This is a genomic window from Chitinophaga qingshengii, from assembly GCF_014529935.1.
In the GTDB taxonomy this organism is placed as follows: Bacteria; Bacteroidota; Bacteroidia; order Chitinophagales; family Chitinophagaceae; genus Chitinophaga; species Chitinophaga qingshengii.
Genome location: NZ_JACVFC010000001.1, coordinates 3888721 through 3905159, shown reverse-complemented (window position 1 = coordinate 3905159; position 16439 = coordinate 3888721). Strand labels below are relative to the sequence as shown.

14 protein-coding genes are annotated in these 16439 nt (G+C 48.9%); 6 read left to right on the top strand and 8 right to left on the bottom strand.

Features of this window, described 5'->3' with window-relative positions:
• Positions 1-721 (bottom strand): hypothetical protein (locus ICL07_RS15330; RefSeq protein WP_281389554.1); only part of this gene is annotated, 721 nt, incomplete at its 3' end.
• Positions 722-1005: 284 nt separating this feature from the next.
• Complete coding sequence (locus ICL07_RS15325) at positions 1006-3987, bottom strand: serine hydrolase domain-containing protein (protein WP_188088765.1); 2982 nt, start codon at positions 3985-3987, stop codon at positions 1006-1008.
• Positions 3988-4267: 280 nt separating this feature from the next.
• Between ICL07_RS15325 and ICL07_RS15320 the strand changes: the two genes are divergently transcribed.
• The 3 genes from ICL07_RS15320 to ICL07_RS15310 all read left to right on the top strand — a co-directional run bounded on the left by ICL07_RS15320 (position 4268) and on the right by ICL07_RS15310 (position 6812).
• Positions 4268-4855 carry an adenylate kinase gene (locus ICL07_RS15320; protein ID WP_188088764.1) on the top strand — a complete coding sequence of 196 codons (588 nt, stop codon included), beginning with the start codon at positions 4268-4270 and terminating at the stop codon, positions 4853-4855.
• 165 nt (positions 4856-5020) lie between these two features.
• A complete protein-coding gene (obgE, locus tag ICL07_RS15315; protein ID WP_188088763.1) occupies positions 5021-6055 on the top strand; it encodes a GTPase ObgE in 1035 nt (344 codons plus the stop codon).
• A gap of 58 nt (positions 6056-6113) precedes the next feature.
• Positions 6114-6812, top strand: a complete 699-nt coding sequence (locus ICL07_RS15310) for a hypothetical protein (RefSeq protein ID WP_188088762.1) — start codon at positions 6114-6116, stop codon at positions 6810-6812.
• A gap of 74 nt (positions 6813-6886) precedes the next feature.
• Here ICL07_RS15310 and ICL07_RS15305 read toward each other — a convergent pair whose 3' ends face one another.
• From ICL07_RS15305 to ICL07_RS15290, 4 genes are all read right to left on the bottom strand, one after another.
• Positions 6887-7432: a GNAT family N-acetyltransferase gene (locus tag ICL07_RS15305; RefSeq protein WP_188088761.1), complete on the bottom strand. Its 546-nt coding sequence runs from the start codon at positions 7430-7432 to the stop codon at positions 6887-6889.
• The gene (locus ICL07_RS15300; RefSeq protein WP_188088760.1) at positions 7419-7784 is read right to left on the bottom strand and encodes a DUF7674 family protein; all 366 of its coding nucleotides are present in this window, start codon (positions 7782-7784) and stop codon (positions 7419-7421) included. The genes ICL07_RS15305 and ICL07_RS15300 overlap by 14 nt, the downstream gene beginning before the upstream one ends.
• Positions 7785-8022: 238 nt before the next feature.
• Positions 8023-9264 carry a PepSY-associated TM helix domain-containing protein gene (locus ICL07_RS15295; RefSeq protein WP_188088759.1) on the bottom strand — a complete coding sequence of 414 codons (1242 nt, stop codon included), beginning with the start codon at positions 9262-9264 and terminating at the stop codon, positions 8023-8025.
• Between the two features lie 261 nt (positions 9265-9525).
• Positions 9526-9828: a YbaB/EbfC family nucleoid-associated protein gene (locus ICL07_RS15290; RefSeq protein WP_188088758.1), complete on the bottom strand. Its 303-nt coding sequence runs from the start codon at positions 9826-9828 to the stop codon at positions 9526-9528.
• Positions 9829-9974: 146 nt separating this feature from the next.
• On the opposite strand from ICL07_RS15290, the gene ICL07_RS15285 reads away from it, so the two are divergent.
• Genes ICL07_RS15285 through ICL07_RS15275 form a run of 3 tightly spaced genes read left to right on the top strand, consistent with a single transcriptional unit; the run spans position 9975 to position 14899 of the window.
• A complete protein-coding gene (locus ICL07_RS15285; RefSeq protein WP_188088757.1) occupies positions 9975-11210 on the top strand; it encodes an NAD(P)/FAD-dependent oxidoreductase in 1236 nt (411 codons plus the stop codon).
• 12 nt (positions 11211-11222) lie between these two features.
• Positions 11223-12317, top strand: a complete 1095-nt coding sequence (locus ICL07_RS15280; RefSeq protein WP_246485027.1) for a DUF2891 domain-containing protein — start codon at positions 11223-11225, stop codon at positions 12315-12317.
• A gap of 32 nt (positions 12318-12349) precedes the next feature.
• Positions 12350-14899 carry a DUF3857 domain-containing protein gene (locus ICL07_RS15275; protein ID WP_188088756.1) on the top strand — a complete coding sequence of 850 codons (2550 nt, stop codon included), beginning with the start codon at positions 12350-12352 and terminating at the stop codon, positions 14897-14899.
• Here the strand turns inward: ICL07_RS15275 and ICL07_RS15270 are convergent, their stop codons facing one another.
• Together ICL07_RS15270 and ICL07_RS15265 are read right to left on the bottom strand one after the other, a co-directional pair.
• Complete coding sequence (locus ICL07_RS15270) at positions 14900-15223, bottom strand: Dabb family protein (protein WP_188088755.1); 324 nt, start codon at positions 15221-15223, stop codon at positions 14900-14902. It abuts the gene before it with no gap.
• 11 nt (positions 15224-15234) lie between these two features.
• Positions 15235-16431, bottom strand: coding sequence for a type 2 periplasmic-binding domain-containing protein (locus ICL07_RS15265; RefSeq protein ID WP_188088754.1), 1197 nt, complete (start codon positions 16429-16431; stop codon positions 15235-15237).
• Positions 16432-16439 lie beyond the last annotated feature (8 nt).

The window sequence follows — 16439 nt, the reverse complement described above, 5'->3', positions numbered from 1 at the left end:
TATCCGTTTTATCTGCTGATATAATTTTACTTAACCACCAGCAGGTTATATCTATCGAATTAGGACCGGAAGTGCGCTCTGTGTCCTGAAAAAGATATTGATTGCCCTTGTCGTCTATAATTTCAAATGTATTGGCGGGAGTTCTGGATATCTTATATTGCTTATCCTGCGCAGTATGATGTATTGTTTTATCTACATCGTAGAAAAAACTGCCCGACCCTCCGGGGAAATTGAAGCTATATGCATCCGATCTGGTATCCCAGGCACCTTCAGCCAAATTATTAAGGTAATGGAAGTCGTTTGCATTAAACGGCTTTTCAACCTCTTCCCTGTTTTTGTAGCCATCCATCGTCAGCAAGCCATAGTTCTCATCGGCCTTTCCGATAACAGTTCGGGAAATCATCCCTCCGGCGTTTAATACCCATCCTAAACCGGCCGTACTGGCGAGGTCCTCTACTTTAATACCAGAAGCATGATAGGAAAGGGAAACGGGCAAAGACAACTTTCTCGATTTTATTTCGTAGAGCGGAATGGATATTTCAGGCACCCCGCTGGACAGTCCCACGGGAATCTCTCCATATCTACCCAGCGCCGCAGGCTCCGGAGAGGGAGGCATAAAATTCTTCAGCGAAACGAAAGTGTTGGGTGTTTCTGTTGGATTTTGGGCTTCAACATAGGTACAACAAGCCAACAAACCGGCAAATAAGGCTAGGTATTTCATCACAAGCAAAAAGGGTAAATAGATGACAAAATTGATTACTCTCTTAACCTTTGGGTCAGAGAAAAATTAACGTACCACATGATCAAAATGGAAGGATATCACTGCATAGGAACGGGATAACATAACATTTCGAGCAGCTACAGTATAAAATAAATATACAAATTATTCCCTAATGAAAAAATTCTGAAAGAGTACTCATCTTCACTATTCTTTCCTCTTATCTATAAAACAAATACGCCTGTTGTTTCCACAACAGGCGCACCAATAAATTATTTACACATCCTTTACGGCTTCATCGCTTCGTACACCACATCCATCATTTTCCCTCTTGTATTCAACGCCGACAACTTCCCATTGGAACCGCCATTCGGATACACCCTGTTACTGAGGAAGATGAACACCATTTTGCTGTTGGGATCTGCCCATACGCAGGTGCCGGTAAAACCGGTATGACCAAAAGTAGCGCCGGAAGTGAGTTTAGAAGGATAGGCTTCCCGACGGGTATTATTATCTTTTTCAGGTTTATCGAAACCCAGTCCGCGACGACTGATGCTGCTGTTGTAAGCAGTAAACAGTCGCACAGTTTCCGGCTTAATATATTGTACGCCTTCAAAGGAACCATTGTTGAGCAACATCTGCATCAGCACGCCAAGATCATGTGCGTTGGAGTACAGGCCAGCATGACCGGCAACGCCGCCCAGCATCGCAGCTCCGGGATCATGCACAAAACCACGTAACAACTGCATCCGGAAAAAAGTCTCCCGTTCTGTTGGCACAATCCTGGACAACGGAAACCGCTCCCTTGGCAGATAGCCGGTGGTGGCTAATCCCAGCGGTTTATAAAATGTTTCCCATACGTACTGGTCTTCTCTTTTACCGGTAACCTGTTCTATTACTTTTCCGAGGAATAAAAAATCGAGGTCGCTGTATACGTAACCCTGATGAGGGTTTACCTTACTATCGAGTATTTTTTTCCAGATGGTATCTATATAACGGTTATCCATATACATATTTTCCGCTACCTGCACCGAATGCAGTTCATCCGGCGTGGTATGGTACAACACAGTGTCCGGCCGGCCATCAGGATATAAGGTTTCTTTGTAGAAAGGGATAAACGCAACCAGTCCGGCCTGATGCAGCAGTATGTCCCGTATTTTCAGTCCTGCTTTATCAGTGCCCTGTACCCAGGGCAGATACTCCCCCAGCGTTCCATCGAGGCTCACTTTGCCTTCATCATGCAGGCGCATGATGGAGATGGTGGTAGCACACACTTTGGTAACAGAGGCCAGGTCGAAGATAGAGCCGGGAGCAACCGGTTCCTGGTTGTTGTATTCGTAATGGCCGAAGGTGCGGTTGTATACTATTTTACCGTCTTTCATCGCCAGCACTTCGCAGCCGGGAGCGGCGCCACGGGCAATCATATCATTAGCGAGAGCGTCGATGCCTGCGAGGCGGGCTTCATTCATTCCTACTTCCGCAGGGGCGGCCGTGGGCAGGGAAGTATATTGGTTCACTTCGTAAGTGAGACCGGTACCTTCCGGAAGATCAGGACATACCGTTACGGGCAGTTTACCTTTAGGTCCCAGTTTGCCGAACAGCAGGTCTGCCGCTACTTTCTGGGTGATGCTGTCATCTTCGTAGGCAGCTACGATCGCGGGAGCATCGCACCAGTGTTGGATGGCGTACGGATTGCCAAACACCACGGTAGCGGAAGGCATTTCCGATTGCAGCTGTTTTACGATCAGGCGTTCTGCCAGCGTGAGGCCGAAGTTATTGGCCGGGCGGCGGCTGAAGTTATGCACGCTGATGATAACCGCTTTATAATCGCGCTGGATACGGGATACGATAGGAGCAATCTGTTGCACGGTTTGACGGGAGGTAAAGATAAACGCGTCTGTACCTGGTTTATAGGCTTTTACCGCATCGAGGAATGCGTTACTGCCATCGGCGCCTACAGCAATCACCGCCAGTTTCTGCTGACTCATAGCCGGAGAAAAAGGAATCAGGTTCTTATCGTTTCTAACAAGCGTCAGTGCCTTTTCCGCGATACGGCGGGTCAGCGTATCGGTAGCCGCATTCAGATCGTTGGTGAGGTTGTTGAGATCGATCTGCTGTGGTTTCCAGAGACCGAGGTCGTATTTGGCATGCAGCACTTTTTTCACGCGGGCATCTACTTCCTGTTGACTGATCTGTCCTTTTTTAATGGCTTTCATGATAGCAGACACGCTGCCGGAAGCTGTAGAAGGCAGGATCATCAGGTCGTTGCCGGCCAACAGGGACTGTAAGGATTCCTGTCCCTTGGAGTAGAATTTAGCGATGCCTTTCATTTCCAGGGCATCGGTTACTATCAGGCCTTTGTATCCCAGCTCATTTTTCAGCAGTTTGGTAACGGCTTTATAGGAGATGGAAGTAGGTGTATTAGGTTTATTATCGATGGCGGGGATAAAGAGATGCCCTACCATAACAGAGCCTACGCCTGCTGCTATGGCTTCCCGGAACGGATATAGTTCGAGGGAGTCGAGGGCAGCCCGGCTTTTGTTAATAGAGGGCAGGTCGAAGTGGGAATCCACATTCGTATCACCATGACCAGGGAAGTGTTTGGCACAGGCCATTACACCGGTGGATTGCATGCCTTTGATGGCCGCTACGCCGAGGCTGGCCACCTGGAATTTGTTTTCTCCGAAGGAGCGGTCATTGATGACCGGGTTGTTCGGGTTATTATTAATATCCATGTCCGGGGCGAAGTCCAGATGAATACCAATACGTTTACATTGTTCTCCCATCACGCGGCCTGCTTCGTATGCCAGTGCCGTATCGCGGGTGGCGCCGATCATCATGTTGCGGGGCAGCGAGGTAACACTGTCCAGGCGCATGCCTAGTCCCCATTCGCCATCTACCGATATGAGCAGCGGTACTTTGGAAATGGATTGGTAATAGTTGGTCAGGTTAGCTTCCCGTAGGGGGCCTCCCTGGAAAAAAATCAGGCCGCCGACTTTATTGTCGCGGATATCTTTGGCTACTGCATTAATATGGTCCTGTCCGAAGTTGGAATGCGCCCTGATCACGATCAGTTGCGCGATACGCTCCTCCGGTGTAAGTGATTGAAATACGCTGTCTACCCACTGCGTCGCCTTATCTTGTGGCTGACTGGTGGTGGTATTGACCTTTTTACTCTTCTTTTTGTTCATAGTGCCGGGGGGCATAGGTATAGCGCTCCCAGTCATCAGCAAGCCTGTTAGTCCTGCAACCAGTAATTGTTTCCTCATGTCATAAACTTACAAATAATCAGGCAAGATTTTAATGATCAGGCCCTGACTATCAAATAATTATTAAAAAACGGTATATGTTTTTGTCAAATCGCCAGAAATTCGTTAAATTAGAATATTCTATTGAAGATATTTTAGAGTTCCGCTGCAAATATTAAAATATCTTTACTATTTTGTCGAAATCTTTTATATTATTTAATCAATCGCAATTTTAATTACCAATACATTCAATTGTTTGTTATATTTGCATCCTTGCGAGTAAAGTAGATTTTAATAAAACATGGTCAATCTCATTTTATTTGGCCCTCCCGGTAGCGGTAAGGGTACACAAAGTGCTAAGATACTAGATAAGTACGGGCTTGTTCATCTGTCAACCGGCGATTTGCTGCGTTCAGAGAGAGCCAATAAAACACCTTTGGGACTGGAAGCCACCAAGTTCATAGACCAGGGTTTGCTGGTACCGGATGAAGTGGTGATTGGGATGATCAGCACTATGCTGGATGCCAATCCGGATGCCCGCGGTTTCATTTTCGACGGTTTTCCCCGTACTACTGCCCAGGCGGAAGCACTGGATAAATTATTGGCATTGAAAAAGACGGCTATTTCCGTAGTATTATCGCTGGAAGTACCGGAAGATCAATTGATTAAACGCCTGCTGAACCGGGGTAAAGATTCCGGTCGCACCGATGATGCTTCAGAAGAAGTGGTGAAAGCCCGTATTGTGGAGTATCATAGTAAAACAGCACCGGTAGCAGACCACTACGCGAAGTTCGGCAAATTCAAGAAAATAAAGGGAGACGGCACCGAAGCAGAAGTATTTGACCTGCTCTGCAAAGAGCTGAATGAGCTGGTAGCCGAAAAGGTATAACCGACTCTTCCTGCCATTAGAAAGACATTCGTCAACTTATTATAGGAACGCAAAGATTGTAAGTTAAGAGCTTAGGGTACGGGAAGTGTACCAAATTGCTCAAACTTAACGATCTTTGCGTTTTAATTTTCCGGCAACAGCCATTTTTGTCTAAAATATCGATCAGTGGAAAAAGCGAACTTCGTAGATTATATCCGTGTATTTTGTAAGTCCGGTAAAGGCGGCGCAGGCAGTATGCATTTTATGCGTACCAAGTTCAATGCGATGGCCGGCCCGGACGGTGGTGACGGTGGCCGTGGCGGACACGTGATCCTAAGAGGGAACGCTCAGTTATGGACCCTGCTGCATCTGCGCTGGCATAAAAACCTACTGGCTGAAGATGGGGAAAACGGCAGCGGCGACAACTGTACCGGCCGCTTCGGAAAGGATATTATCATTGAAGTACCGTTGGGTACCACTGCGAAAGACGAAGAAACAGGCCGTGTGGAAGCTGAAATCCTCCACGATGGCCAGGAAATTATCTGGATTCCCGGCGGCCAGGGCGGCCGCGGTAATGCCTACTTTAAATCAGCCACCAACCAAACACCGGAATACGCCCAACCCGGTATGCCCGGCCAGGAAGGCTGGAAAGTGGTAGAGCTGAAAGTACTGGCCGATGTGGGACTGGTAGGTTTCCCTAACGCAGGCAAATCCACCCTGCTGTCTACCATCACCGCCGCCAAACCCAAAGTGGCGGATTATGCCTTTACCACCCTCACCCCTCAACTGGGTATGGTGGAATACCGCGACAATAAATCCTTCTGTATCGCGGACTTACCAGGTATCATCGAAGGCGCCCATGAAGGAAAAGGTTTGGGCCACCGATTTTTACGACACATTGAAAGAAACGCCGTATTATTATTCCTGATTCCTGCTGACAGCGCCGATCACCGTAAAGAGTTTGACGTGCTTGTCAATGAACTGGAACAGTATAATCCCGAGCTCCTGGATAAACAGTTTCTGCTGGCCATCAGCAAAAGCGATATGCTCGATGACGAACTTAAAGCCGCCATCTCCGCAGAATTGCCTAAAGATGTGCCACATGTATTTATCTCCTCTGTCACCCAACAGGGACTTACTGAGCTGAAAGACATCTTGTGGCAAGCCCTGACAGATAAAGACAATCAGATAACTACAGCCGACACCGTTAGTGCCGAATAACTGACAGGACCCGGGAACATGTAATAACGCCAATGTTCGTTACACGATCCCGCTTACTATGAAAACACTGTTAAAGCTAGTACTGCCGGCATCCCTGTTGATGACGGCCTGCCAACGATCAACAACACCTACCAGGGAAAAACAAGTACGTATTGATACCATGCAGCTGGTAGCGTTTCCCGCGCCATCAGCTGAGAAAGTCGCGTCCAATGAAGTATCAGTAGTGAGCCGTGACAGTACTACCTATGTGCGTTTCGGTGATTGTTACTTTTCATTGGACTGGATTTCAGAAGATCAACAGCACAACGACTTTGAACGGCATCCGGATACGCTCTATTTCTCCCTGGCCCCTAAACGGTCTATAGAAGGCCAGATGCTCGCCATTACCACCGGCGAGGCAGAGAAAATAAAAGTATGGCAACGCTTTGAAACCAGTATCCGCATAGGCCGGCAAATACTGCGTCAGTGGAAACACTACCGAAGCAACTGGGAACAACTTCACCCTGAAGCAAGCAACTTCTTTATCTGCCGGAAATATACCAGTAGTCAAATCAATCAACATCCCGAAGATGCGACCCTCGAAAACCTGCAGCAACATGTAAAAAAGCACTACGGGCAGGATCTTTATAACCAGGTAGCGCAACTGGAAAAATTGCCGGAAGCCGTGATCAGTACCTACTACCTGAAATTTAACGGCACCCTGCGTAACTCTCCTACCAAAATCAATAAATTACTCGTTATCCAGGTGGCGCTGTAATACAAAAAGGAACCGGCGATGCAGAAGCATCACCGGCTCATATCAATCGGCTGTACTTAACAGAATAGGGGTTTTCAATTCTGGGGACTGAACAACATCGCGGTGCACAGGCAATTCGCAAAATGATGTCCGGCCAGAATAGGATAGTTAATGCAGCTCTTACACCCTTCCCAGAAATGAGGGTCTGTAGGAATTTCTGAATAGGTCACCGGCTCAAATCCCAGCCGGCTGTTTAATTTCATCACTGCTAAACCAGTAGTGATACTGAAAATTTTTGCAGATGGATATCGGCTACGGCTTAACTCGAATATCTTTTGTTTAATGGCCGACGCTACATTCAGTCGTCTGAATGCCGGGGCCACAATGAGACCGCTGTTGGATACAAACCGGTCGTTTTCCCAGGATTGTATATAAGAGAAGCCTGCCCAGTAGCCACTTTTGGTAAAGGCGATGATCGCATTTCCCTGCAGGATCTTTTTCTTGATATCCAACGGATTCCGTTTGGCAATGCCGGTTCCCCTGGCTCTGGCGGACGATTCCATTTCGTCCACGATGGGCAGCGCAAAATCGATGTCTTCCGGTGTAGCTACCCTGACAATTATTTCCTCATCTGTTTCCATTGTAAATGAGTTGTTCCTGTATATAAAGACCATAAATCGCATCCGGTATCAGACCATAAATCCTGATCCGGTTGGTTGCATCTCCCAGTGGCACTTTACTGAGTGCCGGCACAAAAACCCGGGTGATAGCGCCTTTCACTACTGCATTTCCCCGTTCGTATAACCTTCCGGCAAGCTGAAGGCATTTGCCGGCTACCACAAAATTCTGTTCCCGCAACTGCCGGTCGGTATATTCACTAAAACACCCTACGGTGTCATATATGTGAAATATAGCCGGAAACTGATGCAGGGCCTTTTTAAGTGCCGGTATATGATCTTCTATATAAGCCGGCACTTCGTATTGATTTATCATGGCTGATCGTTGTTACTATATAGCCAATGCCAAACGTTGTTCCATAAAGCGCATTAAAACGTTAAAATGCAGCAGGGAGAAGGGGTTTTAACAATTACGATGGAAGTGCCGGCAAGGGTAAGTCTTCCGTTTCTGCATGGTGTCTTTCCAAAAATGTAAGAACGGGCTGGCAGGCATCTGCATAAAAAAACCCAGGGCAAAGCCCTGGGCACATTATTTAATGACGTTTCCGAAACCGTTATGCGGCGGCTACCGGCATCGCCATACGTTGCTTGTTTTTACCGGCTTTCTTTTTCTTCATTGTCCTGTTAATCCACAGGATAGTGCCGGTAGTAGGGAAAGTGGCCCCCAGCAACGCCAGCAACAACGCAAAGATTTTTGACGGTAAGCCGAAAACGGCACCGGTATGCAGTGGCTTGATCAGCCCGCGTACTTTCTGACCGAGGTTTCTTTCGCTGAATGTTTGTGATTGTAATACATGGCCATTGAACCGGTCCAGGTAGTAACTGCTGGTAGCGCCTTCATGCAGTGCGCCGGCAGGTAACAGGGTTACCTGTATAGCAGCCGCCTTATCTTTCGGTATAGCCACAGCATAATACTGTGCGTCCGGTACCTGTTGTTTTACCTGTGCAAGGGCGGCTTCATAGGATACGCCTGCTGTTGCTTCCGCAGGTGCCACAGATGCGGGCGCTTCCAGCCCTTTGGGAGAAGTGCCCAGTACAGTATATAGACCTTTATTAAACCATTCGAATGACCAGGTGAGGCCGGTAAACACTGATACAAACAGGAAGATGCTGACGTAAAAACCCAGCACTACGTGCATATCGTGGTTAAGCCGCTTCCAGCCGCCATCCCATTTTACCTTGAGGCGCTGTTGCAGGATCTTACGGGTTTTAGGCCACCATAATATGATACCGGTGATGAGAATAAACAGGAATATCAGCGTACTGATACCGGTGATCATTTTACCAGTATCGCCAGCCAGCAGCCAGCGATGCAGGGAGAATATCCTGTAGTAGAAGGTTTGTTGATAACTGTACAATTCTATCACCTTGCCGGTGTAGGGGTTTACAAAAGCGGTACGGCCTTTTCCTTTTTTAGGCTCTTTACCACCGGGCTTGCCCTCTTTTCCCACCATTGCTTTGGCGTCTTTCCCGGCTGCCTCTTTTTTCCCTTCCGCTTTGTTGTTGTCGCCGCCTTTTTTACCCTCGTCCAGGGATACAGCGAGGGAACGGGATGGATCTGCATATACCTGTATACGGGCCACACCCGCACCTGGCACCTGCTGTTTTACCATCTCTGCGATCTGGTCCAGCGATAACCGCTCCTTTTCAGGCTTTACGTAATAACGGCTATGATTAAACGCTTCCGTCAGCTCCTTTTCAAATACCAGCAAGGCACCGGTCAGACAACTGATGGTGATAACCAGGCCTGCCGCCAGCCCCAGATATAAGTGAATACGGCGAAAAAAAACTTTCATATCAGATGTGATCCAACCGCAAAAGAACGATTTGGGGCGCGGAAGGTAATAGCGAAAAGGGAAAAAGATTTACGCGATGCGGAAATTTCACGCAAAGTTTTTATAAGGCCTGTCTTTTGTTAATAAGAACGCAAAGGAGCGAAGATTGCATTTTGTTTAGTGATATATATAAGTTATTTTTAAACAACACCTAACAAAACATAATCGTCGCTCCTTTGCGTTCTTAATTTCAATACAAAAGTCTTTGCGGGCTTTGCGAGACTACAGCAAACCGCCCAGCATACCGCCGGCAGCGCTCTTCATCTCCGCTTCCCAGGAGTTTTCTGCATCTTTCAGCGCGCGGTTCAGCGCAGTCAGCAGCAGGTCTTCCAGCTCCTCTTTATGCTCAGGCGCCAGCAGGCGCTCCGCGATTTCAATACTTTTTACCTGACGGTTGCCGTCCACCGCTACTTTTATGGCACCATCACCGGCTTCACCTTCCAATGTAACTTTTGCCAGACGCTCTTTCCCTTCCTTCATTTTCTGTTGGATCTGCGTCAGCTTACCGAATAAATCACCAAACATATACGTGTATTTTTTAGGGCCGTAAAGATAAGTTTTTACCAGAGCCCGGCCACATCGTTTTAATATTCAATATTTTAAATATACGACTATCAGCAGCCAACAATTGTGTATCTTCCCATCAGGTAATCGTTATCAGCAAAAAAACAATGGAAACTAAAGTTTGTATTATTGGCGCTGGCCCCGGCGGGGCTTGTGCAGCGCTTCAACTGGCGAAACTGGGTGTTGAATGTATCGTGGTGGACAAAGCTGTTTTTCCGAGGGATAAAGTCTGCGGTGATGGACTAAGCGGAAAAGTATTGACAATCCTGGAAAGAATAGACAAAGACATGGGCAAACGCCTGCAACAGGCAGTCTTTAAACTGGACAGCTGGGGCGTCACCTTTGTGGCCCCTAACCGTATCGGCATGGATATTCCCTATAAACAGGATTACCAGAACGATAAAAGCGATCCCCGCGGGTTTGTCTGCAAACGCATCGATTTCGACAACTTCCTGGTAGAAGAAATGAAACGTTGCCCGCAAATTCGTTTGTTCGAAGGCGTTAGTATCGACCAATATGAACTGAAGGCAGATGGTTATTACCTTTCCAACAAGGAAGGTACTTTCCGGGTAAAGACCGATCTATTGCTGGTGGCTAATGGCGCTCACTCGTCATTTACCAAAGACGTGGCCGGTATTAAAATGGAACCGGAGCATTATGTAGCCGGCATACGGGCCTACTACAAAGGCATCAATAACATGCATCCCGATGCATTTATTGAACTGCACTTCCTGAAAAACATGCTGCCGGGATACCTCTGGATATTCCCGCTCCCTAATGGCGAAGCCAACGTAGGCGTGGGTATGCTCAGCAACAACGCCCGCAATAAAAAAGTAAACCTTAAAAAACTAATGCTCGATACCATCGCGGCAGATCCGGGCATGAAGGAACGTTTTAAAGACGCTTCCCTCGTGGGTTCCATCGATGGGTACGGCCTTCCCCTGGGCAGTAAAAAACGTAAACTGCATGGTGACCGTTACATGCTGATCGGCGATGCCGGCTACCTCATCGATCCTTTCACCGGCGAAGGCATCGGCAACGCCCTGTACTCCGGCCAGATAGCCGCCAAACGCGCCGTGGCAGCCATCGAAGCCAACGACTACTCCGACAGCTTCCTTGACTCCTACGACACCGACCTTTACCGCATTCTCGGCCCGGAACTGGAAGTGAGCACCAAACTGCAGAAACTGATCAAATACCCCTGGTTGTTTAATATGCTCATGAAGATGGGCTCACGCAACAAACAGCTGAAAGACCTGATGTCCTGCATGTTCCACGAGGTAGACCTGCGTAAAAAACTGGGCAATCCCCTCTTTTATGTGAAGCTATTATTTAACCGATAATCTGATAAATCCTTGAGGTACTTTTCCCTGATGGCCCTGTTTGCCTTTTTTACGGCCACCGCTAACGCTCAACAAAACACCATGACATCAGCACAACTGCCGAAGATGACCGTGCAAACGGCCAACCAGCTGGCGGCACTGCCGCTGAAATGCCTGGATCTGCCCTTTCCCTATAAAACCGGCGTGGTATTTCCGGATAGCTCCCTGCTGGGCACACCATCCAGCTACCACCCTGCCTTCTATGGCTGCTTCGACTGGCATAGCAGCGTGCATGGCCATTGGATGCTGGTACGCCTGCTGAAAATGTTCCCCAACATGGAAAGAGCCGCAGAAATCCGTACCAGGCTGGCGCAGCACCTCACGGCCCAAAATATCCAAATAGAACTCCAGCTGTTCAAAGGCAAGGAAAACAAAAGCTTTGAACGTATCTATGGCTGGAGCTGGCTGTTGCAATTGCAGCGCGAACTCCTCACCTGGAACGACCCGCTGGGCAAAGAACTGAGCCGGAACGTACAACCACTGGCCAGCCACTTCGCCACCGCCTATGTGGATTTTCTGGGGAAACTGATGTATCCTATCCGCGTAGGTGAACATACCAACCTGGCTTTCGGCCTGTGCCTCGCCTGGGACTACGCCCAAACCACCGGCGACAAAGCCCTGCAAACAGCCATCCATGATGCTGCCATGCGCTTTTATGCGAATGATAAAAATGCACCGGTAGCCTGGGAACCCGGCGGATATGACTTCCTCTCTCCCAGCCTCGAAGAAGCAGACCTCATGCGCCGTATCATGCCGGAGAAGGAATACCGGACATGGCTATACGCTTTCCTGCCCGGCCTGTTCCAGAATCCGATCACCATTCTGCAACCCGGACAGGTGAAAGACCGTACCGATGGCAAACTGGTACACCTCGACGGCCTGAATCTCAGCCGTACCTGGTGCCTGGAAGCCATTGCACGTCACGGCGGAAAAAACCAGCAGGCCATCCAGGCCCTGGCCAACAAACACCTGCTGACATCTTTCCCGCAGATCGCCAGCGGGGACTATGCCGGTGAACACTGGCTGGCATCCTTCGCTGTATACCTGCTGACAGCAGAACAGCAATGATACTGCCGCAGTGAACATTCAAAACCCCTGTTATGACCCTTACCTTGAAAAAGATACTGCTGTTACTGCTGGCTGTTCTGCCGGCAGTAACACAGGCCCAGAAAAAGCCCGGCACCAGCCCCACTCCTTCCTGGCTGGTACCCTGCCACCCCAACCTTCAACAAAAACCTAATGCCAAACATATCAGCGACGGCTTCTACCTGCTGCTGGCCGAAACGCAATACCACGCAGAACTAAAAAGTGATTACCATCATTATATCCGGCAGATCATTTCTGAAGCCGGTATCCAAAACGGGTCTGAAATATCGGTAGACTATGATCCTCAATACGAAAAACTAACTTTTCACCGGCTGGTCGTTAAACGCGACGGCCAGGAAATCAACCGCCTGCCAGGCGCCGCTTTTAAGGTGCTGCAACAGGAAGAAGAACTCTCCCGCTTTATATACAGCGGCACCTACACTGCCTACCTGATCCTGGAAGATGTACGCAAAGGCGATCAGATAGAATACAGTTATTCCCTTACCGGCAGCAACCCCATCTTCGATCAGAAAGTAGATGAACAATATTACCAGGTGGCTACGGAACCCGTGGTGAACTATTACCGCAACATCATTGCCCGCCCGGAAAGACAACTGCATTTCAAACCCTTCAATGATGCTGCCCTGCCCCAACAGCGCAACTGGAACGGGTTTACCGTGTATGAATGGAACACGATCCGCCTACAGGAAAACGATAATATCAGCAACCTGCCCTCCTGGTACAATCCCTTTACCCGGCTGCAGGTCAGCGAATACAACAACTGGCAGGAAATTGCCCGGTGGGCGCAACACATCAACACCACTGCAGCGCCAGGTCCTGCGGTACAAAACAAAATAGCCGCCCTGAAACAACAGGCCGGCAACAATCCCGAAGCCTATCTGCAAGCCGCGCTCCGTTTTGTACAGGACGATATCCGCTATATGGGCATCGAAATGGGAGAATACTCACACCGGCCCAATACGCCCGACAGGGTACTGGCACAACGTTTCGGCGATTGTAAGGATAAATCATTGCTGTTGTGTACCCTGCTCAATGCCAACGGTATCAGCGCCCATATGGCTTACGTAAATACGGAGCTGAAAGGCCGCGTAGCACAACGGCTACCATCTCCCACTGCTTTTAATCATGCGATCGTTTATGCTATACTACGGGGTAAAACCTACTGGCTGGATGCCACCCTGTCTTACCAACGCGGCTCACTGGCCAGCTTCTGCGAACCAGACTATCAGCTGGCCCTGGTGATCACCGATACCACCACCCGGCTCACGCCCATTCATAAAATCAACAGCGGACATATAGCCATCCGGGAAACCCTCACCCTGCCTGCGGAAGAAGGACAGGATGGAGCGCTCCGCGCCAGCACGGCCTGGTACCGGGAAGATGCGGATGAACAAAGGGCCGCCCTGGCGGCTGCCAGCCTTCAAGACAAAGAAGCCACCTTCCTCGCCTTCTATCGTAAGTTTTATGGTGATATGACCCTGAAAGACTCAATGGCGGTACGCGATAACCCCGACAGCAACGTGCTGCGTGTCCAGGAAAGTTATGTGATCCGTCATCTCTGGAAAAAAGACAGCGCTACCAACAAACTCCTCTTTTCCGTGATCGCACAATCTCCATCAGATATACTGCCCTACGTTACGGACGGGAACCGCAAAACACCCCTGGCCATCAAATACCCTTATGATCTGGATTACCAGATTATGGTGAACACGCCCATAGAATGGTCACTGGAACAAACGCCGCTGCATATCAAAAATGACTACTACCAATTTGACTTCACCGCTACCCGCAGCGGTAAACAGATTGTACTGGCCTATACACTGAAAACTTTCCAGGATCATGTACCCGTGGCCTTTATGCCGCAGTATGCCCGGGAGATCAGGGAAATACAGAAAACCACCTCGCTCGACCTGTATCTGCGGCCTGCGTTTGTGCAACCGGTTAGTCAGCCGGGTAATCGCAACTGGCTGGCCGTTGTGCTGGCGATCTGCTCCGCGGCCGTATTTGCCTACCTGGCAAAACAGTATTACCAGCACTCTGTATTGCCGGTACGGTATCCGCTGGAACCGTTGCCTATCGGAGGCTGGCTATCGCTGCTGGCTATCGGCCTGGTATTTTCGCCAATGTTTGAATTGATCGTGTTATGTAAAGCGGAAGTTTTTAATTATGAGACATGGGCTACGATATCGGCCCGTAAAGACATGGGGAATATCTCGCTGGTGCAGCTTTTCCTGATCGGAGAAGTGATCATCCGGGTGTTTATGCTGTGTTATTCGGTACTATTGGCCGTACTGTTCTTTAACAGGAGGGATACTTTTCCTTTTGCACTGGCTACCTATTACTTTATCACCACGCTGTACCTGTTTTTCTTTAACCGCATCAACAGTTATTATTTCGGGGACAGCACGCAGGGAGGTGTGTGGACGCCCAATTCCATCTTATGGCCATTATTACGGATGGCCCTTTGGGTACCTTATCTGCTCACTTCCCCCCGTGCCAAAGCCACCTTTATTATGCCGCATCCGGCACGGCTGGAGGATTGATCAGATAGTTTCGGAGTCAAACGCCACTACTTTCTCCCAGTACTGCTTGCATTGCTCAATAAAGTTGAGATGCACCGGGTGTACCTGGTAGCGGTCGTGTGCTTCCATATCTGTAAAAATGCATAGCAGGCAGTAATCATAATTGCGGACCACATTAGGATCACCTCCTGCAGGCACCGGTGTTCCCACATTAAAAATGGAGATCTCATCAATGGTATGCAAACTGCTGACACCTGCTTCGAAGCGTTTTCTGTCTTCCGCCGACAGCCCTGGTTTCAGGGTGAAGTTGACCACATGCACCAACTTTTTCTCCAATGCTTTCATATGAATGAGTTTTAGGATTCTTTATTCACATAACGATTAACGGTCAACAAATTGACCAGGTAAACCAGTCCGAGTACCAGCACCGTACCCGCGAATACGCCGGCGCCGGGCCAGGGGCTCACTGCCATATCATGTTTGGCCAGTATGGCGGCTGTCCCGCACTGCAATGCTGTCAGCAACAACAAACACACCACCCCAATAATAATGTATAGCGGCACAAATTGTTTTAAGAGGTAACGTTTCAGTTGACCGGGCGCTGTTCCCAGCATCACCAGTAATTGTATTTCCTTTTTGCAGGATGCGATGATCAGCTGGATAAACATACTGAACACCAGCATGGCAAAAAACAGCAGAATCAGGCCGAAGAAGCCAATCACCGATACGATCGTTTGTACAATCAGGCGTGTTTTACTGAACTTCAGTTTGTCCTGGTTGGTCGTATAGCCGTTATCGTCCAGGAATTTCACCAGTGTAGGATTGGACGGGTCCGGTGTTTTGATGATCACCCTGGAAGTAGGCGCCTCCCGGGTGGTACCGTATTTTTCATTGGCCCAGTTCATAAAGGAAGCGGGTACCAGGAAGGAAGATATCCTGTCGGAGAAGCCGGCCACACGTCCAATAAATTGTTCTGAACCGGTATTACCGGAGATGACCACCTGGAGTGGTAACGCTTTGACCGTTTCCTGTGAAATCTGCGGCAAGCCCTGGCTGAGGGAGAAGCCGAAGTTATACAGGTTGAGGAAGTCGCTCGGCAGAATGATGGGGATAATCCGTTCGCCGTTAGTCCATTTCCAGTCCTCCCCTTTTACATCGAGGAAGCCATCGGGCACCGATTCAAAGAACATATCCGTGGCAAAGTGCAGATCGCCGGGAGCCTGCACCACCACCCGGAAGCGGCTGGAAGTAATTAACCCGAATGCCTGTACGAACGGCTGGGCTTTAATATGGTCAATTTCAGCTTGCGAAAAGGCGCTTTTGTCATTTTGCCCCATCATGGCGTTGGTGATTTTTTTATTGATCACCAGGAAATCGGCCGTTTCATTTTGGTTTTTGGTGCTGTACAGCAGCTGGTTAAAGTTGGAATGTACCTGTATAGCCACCAGTATCAGCAGCATAGCGATACCAAGGCCGACAGACGCCATCAGGAAGCGGCTTCTGCCGATACCGGTATGAATGATTTTTTTAAGCAGTTCAAAAAAGGGACGCATGGAAAAAC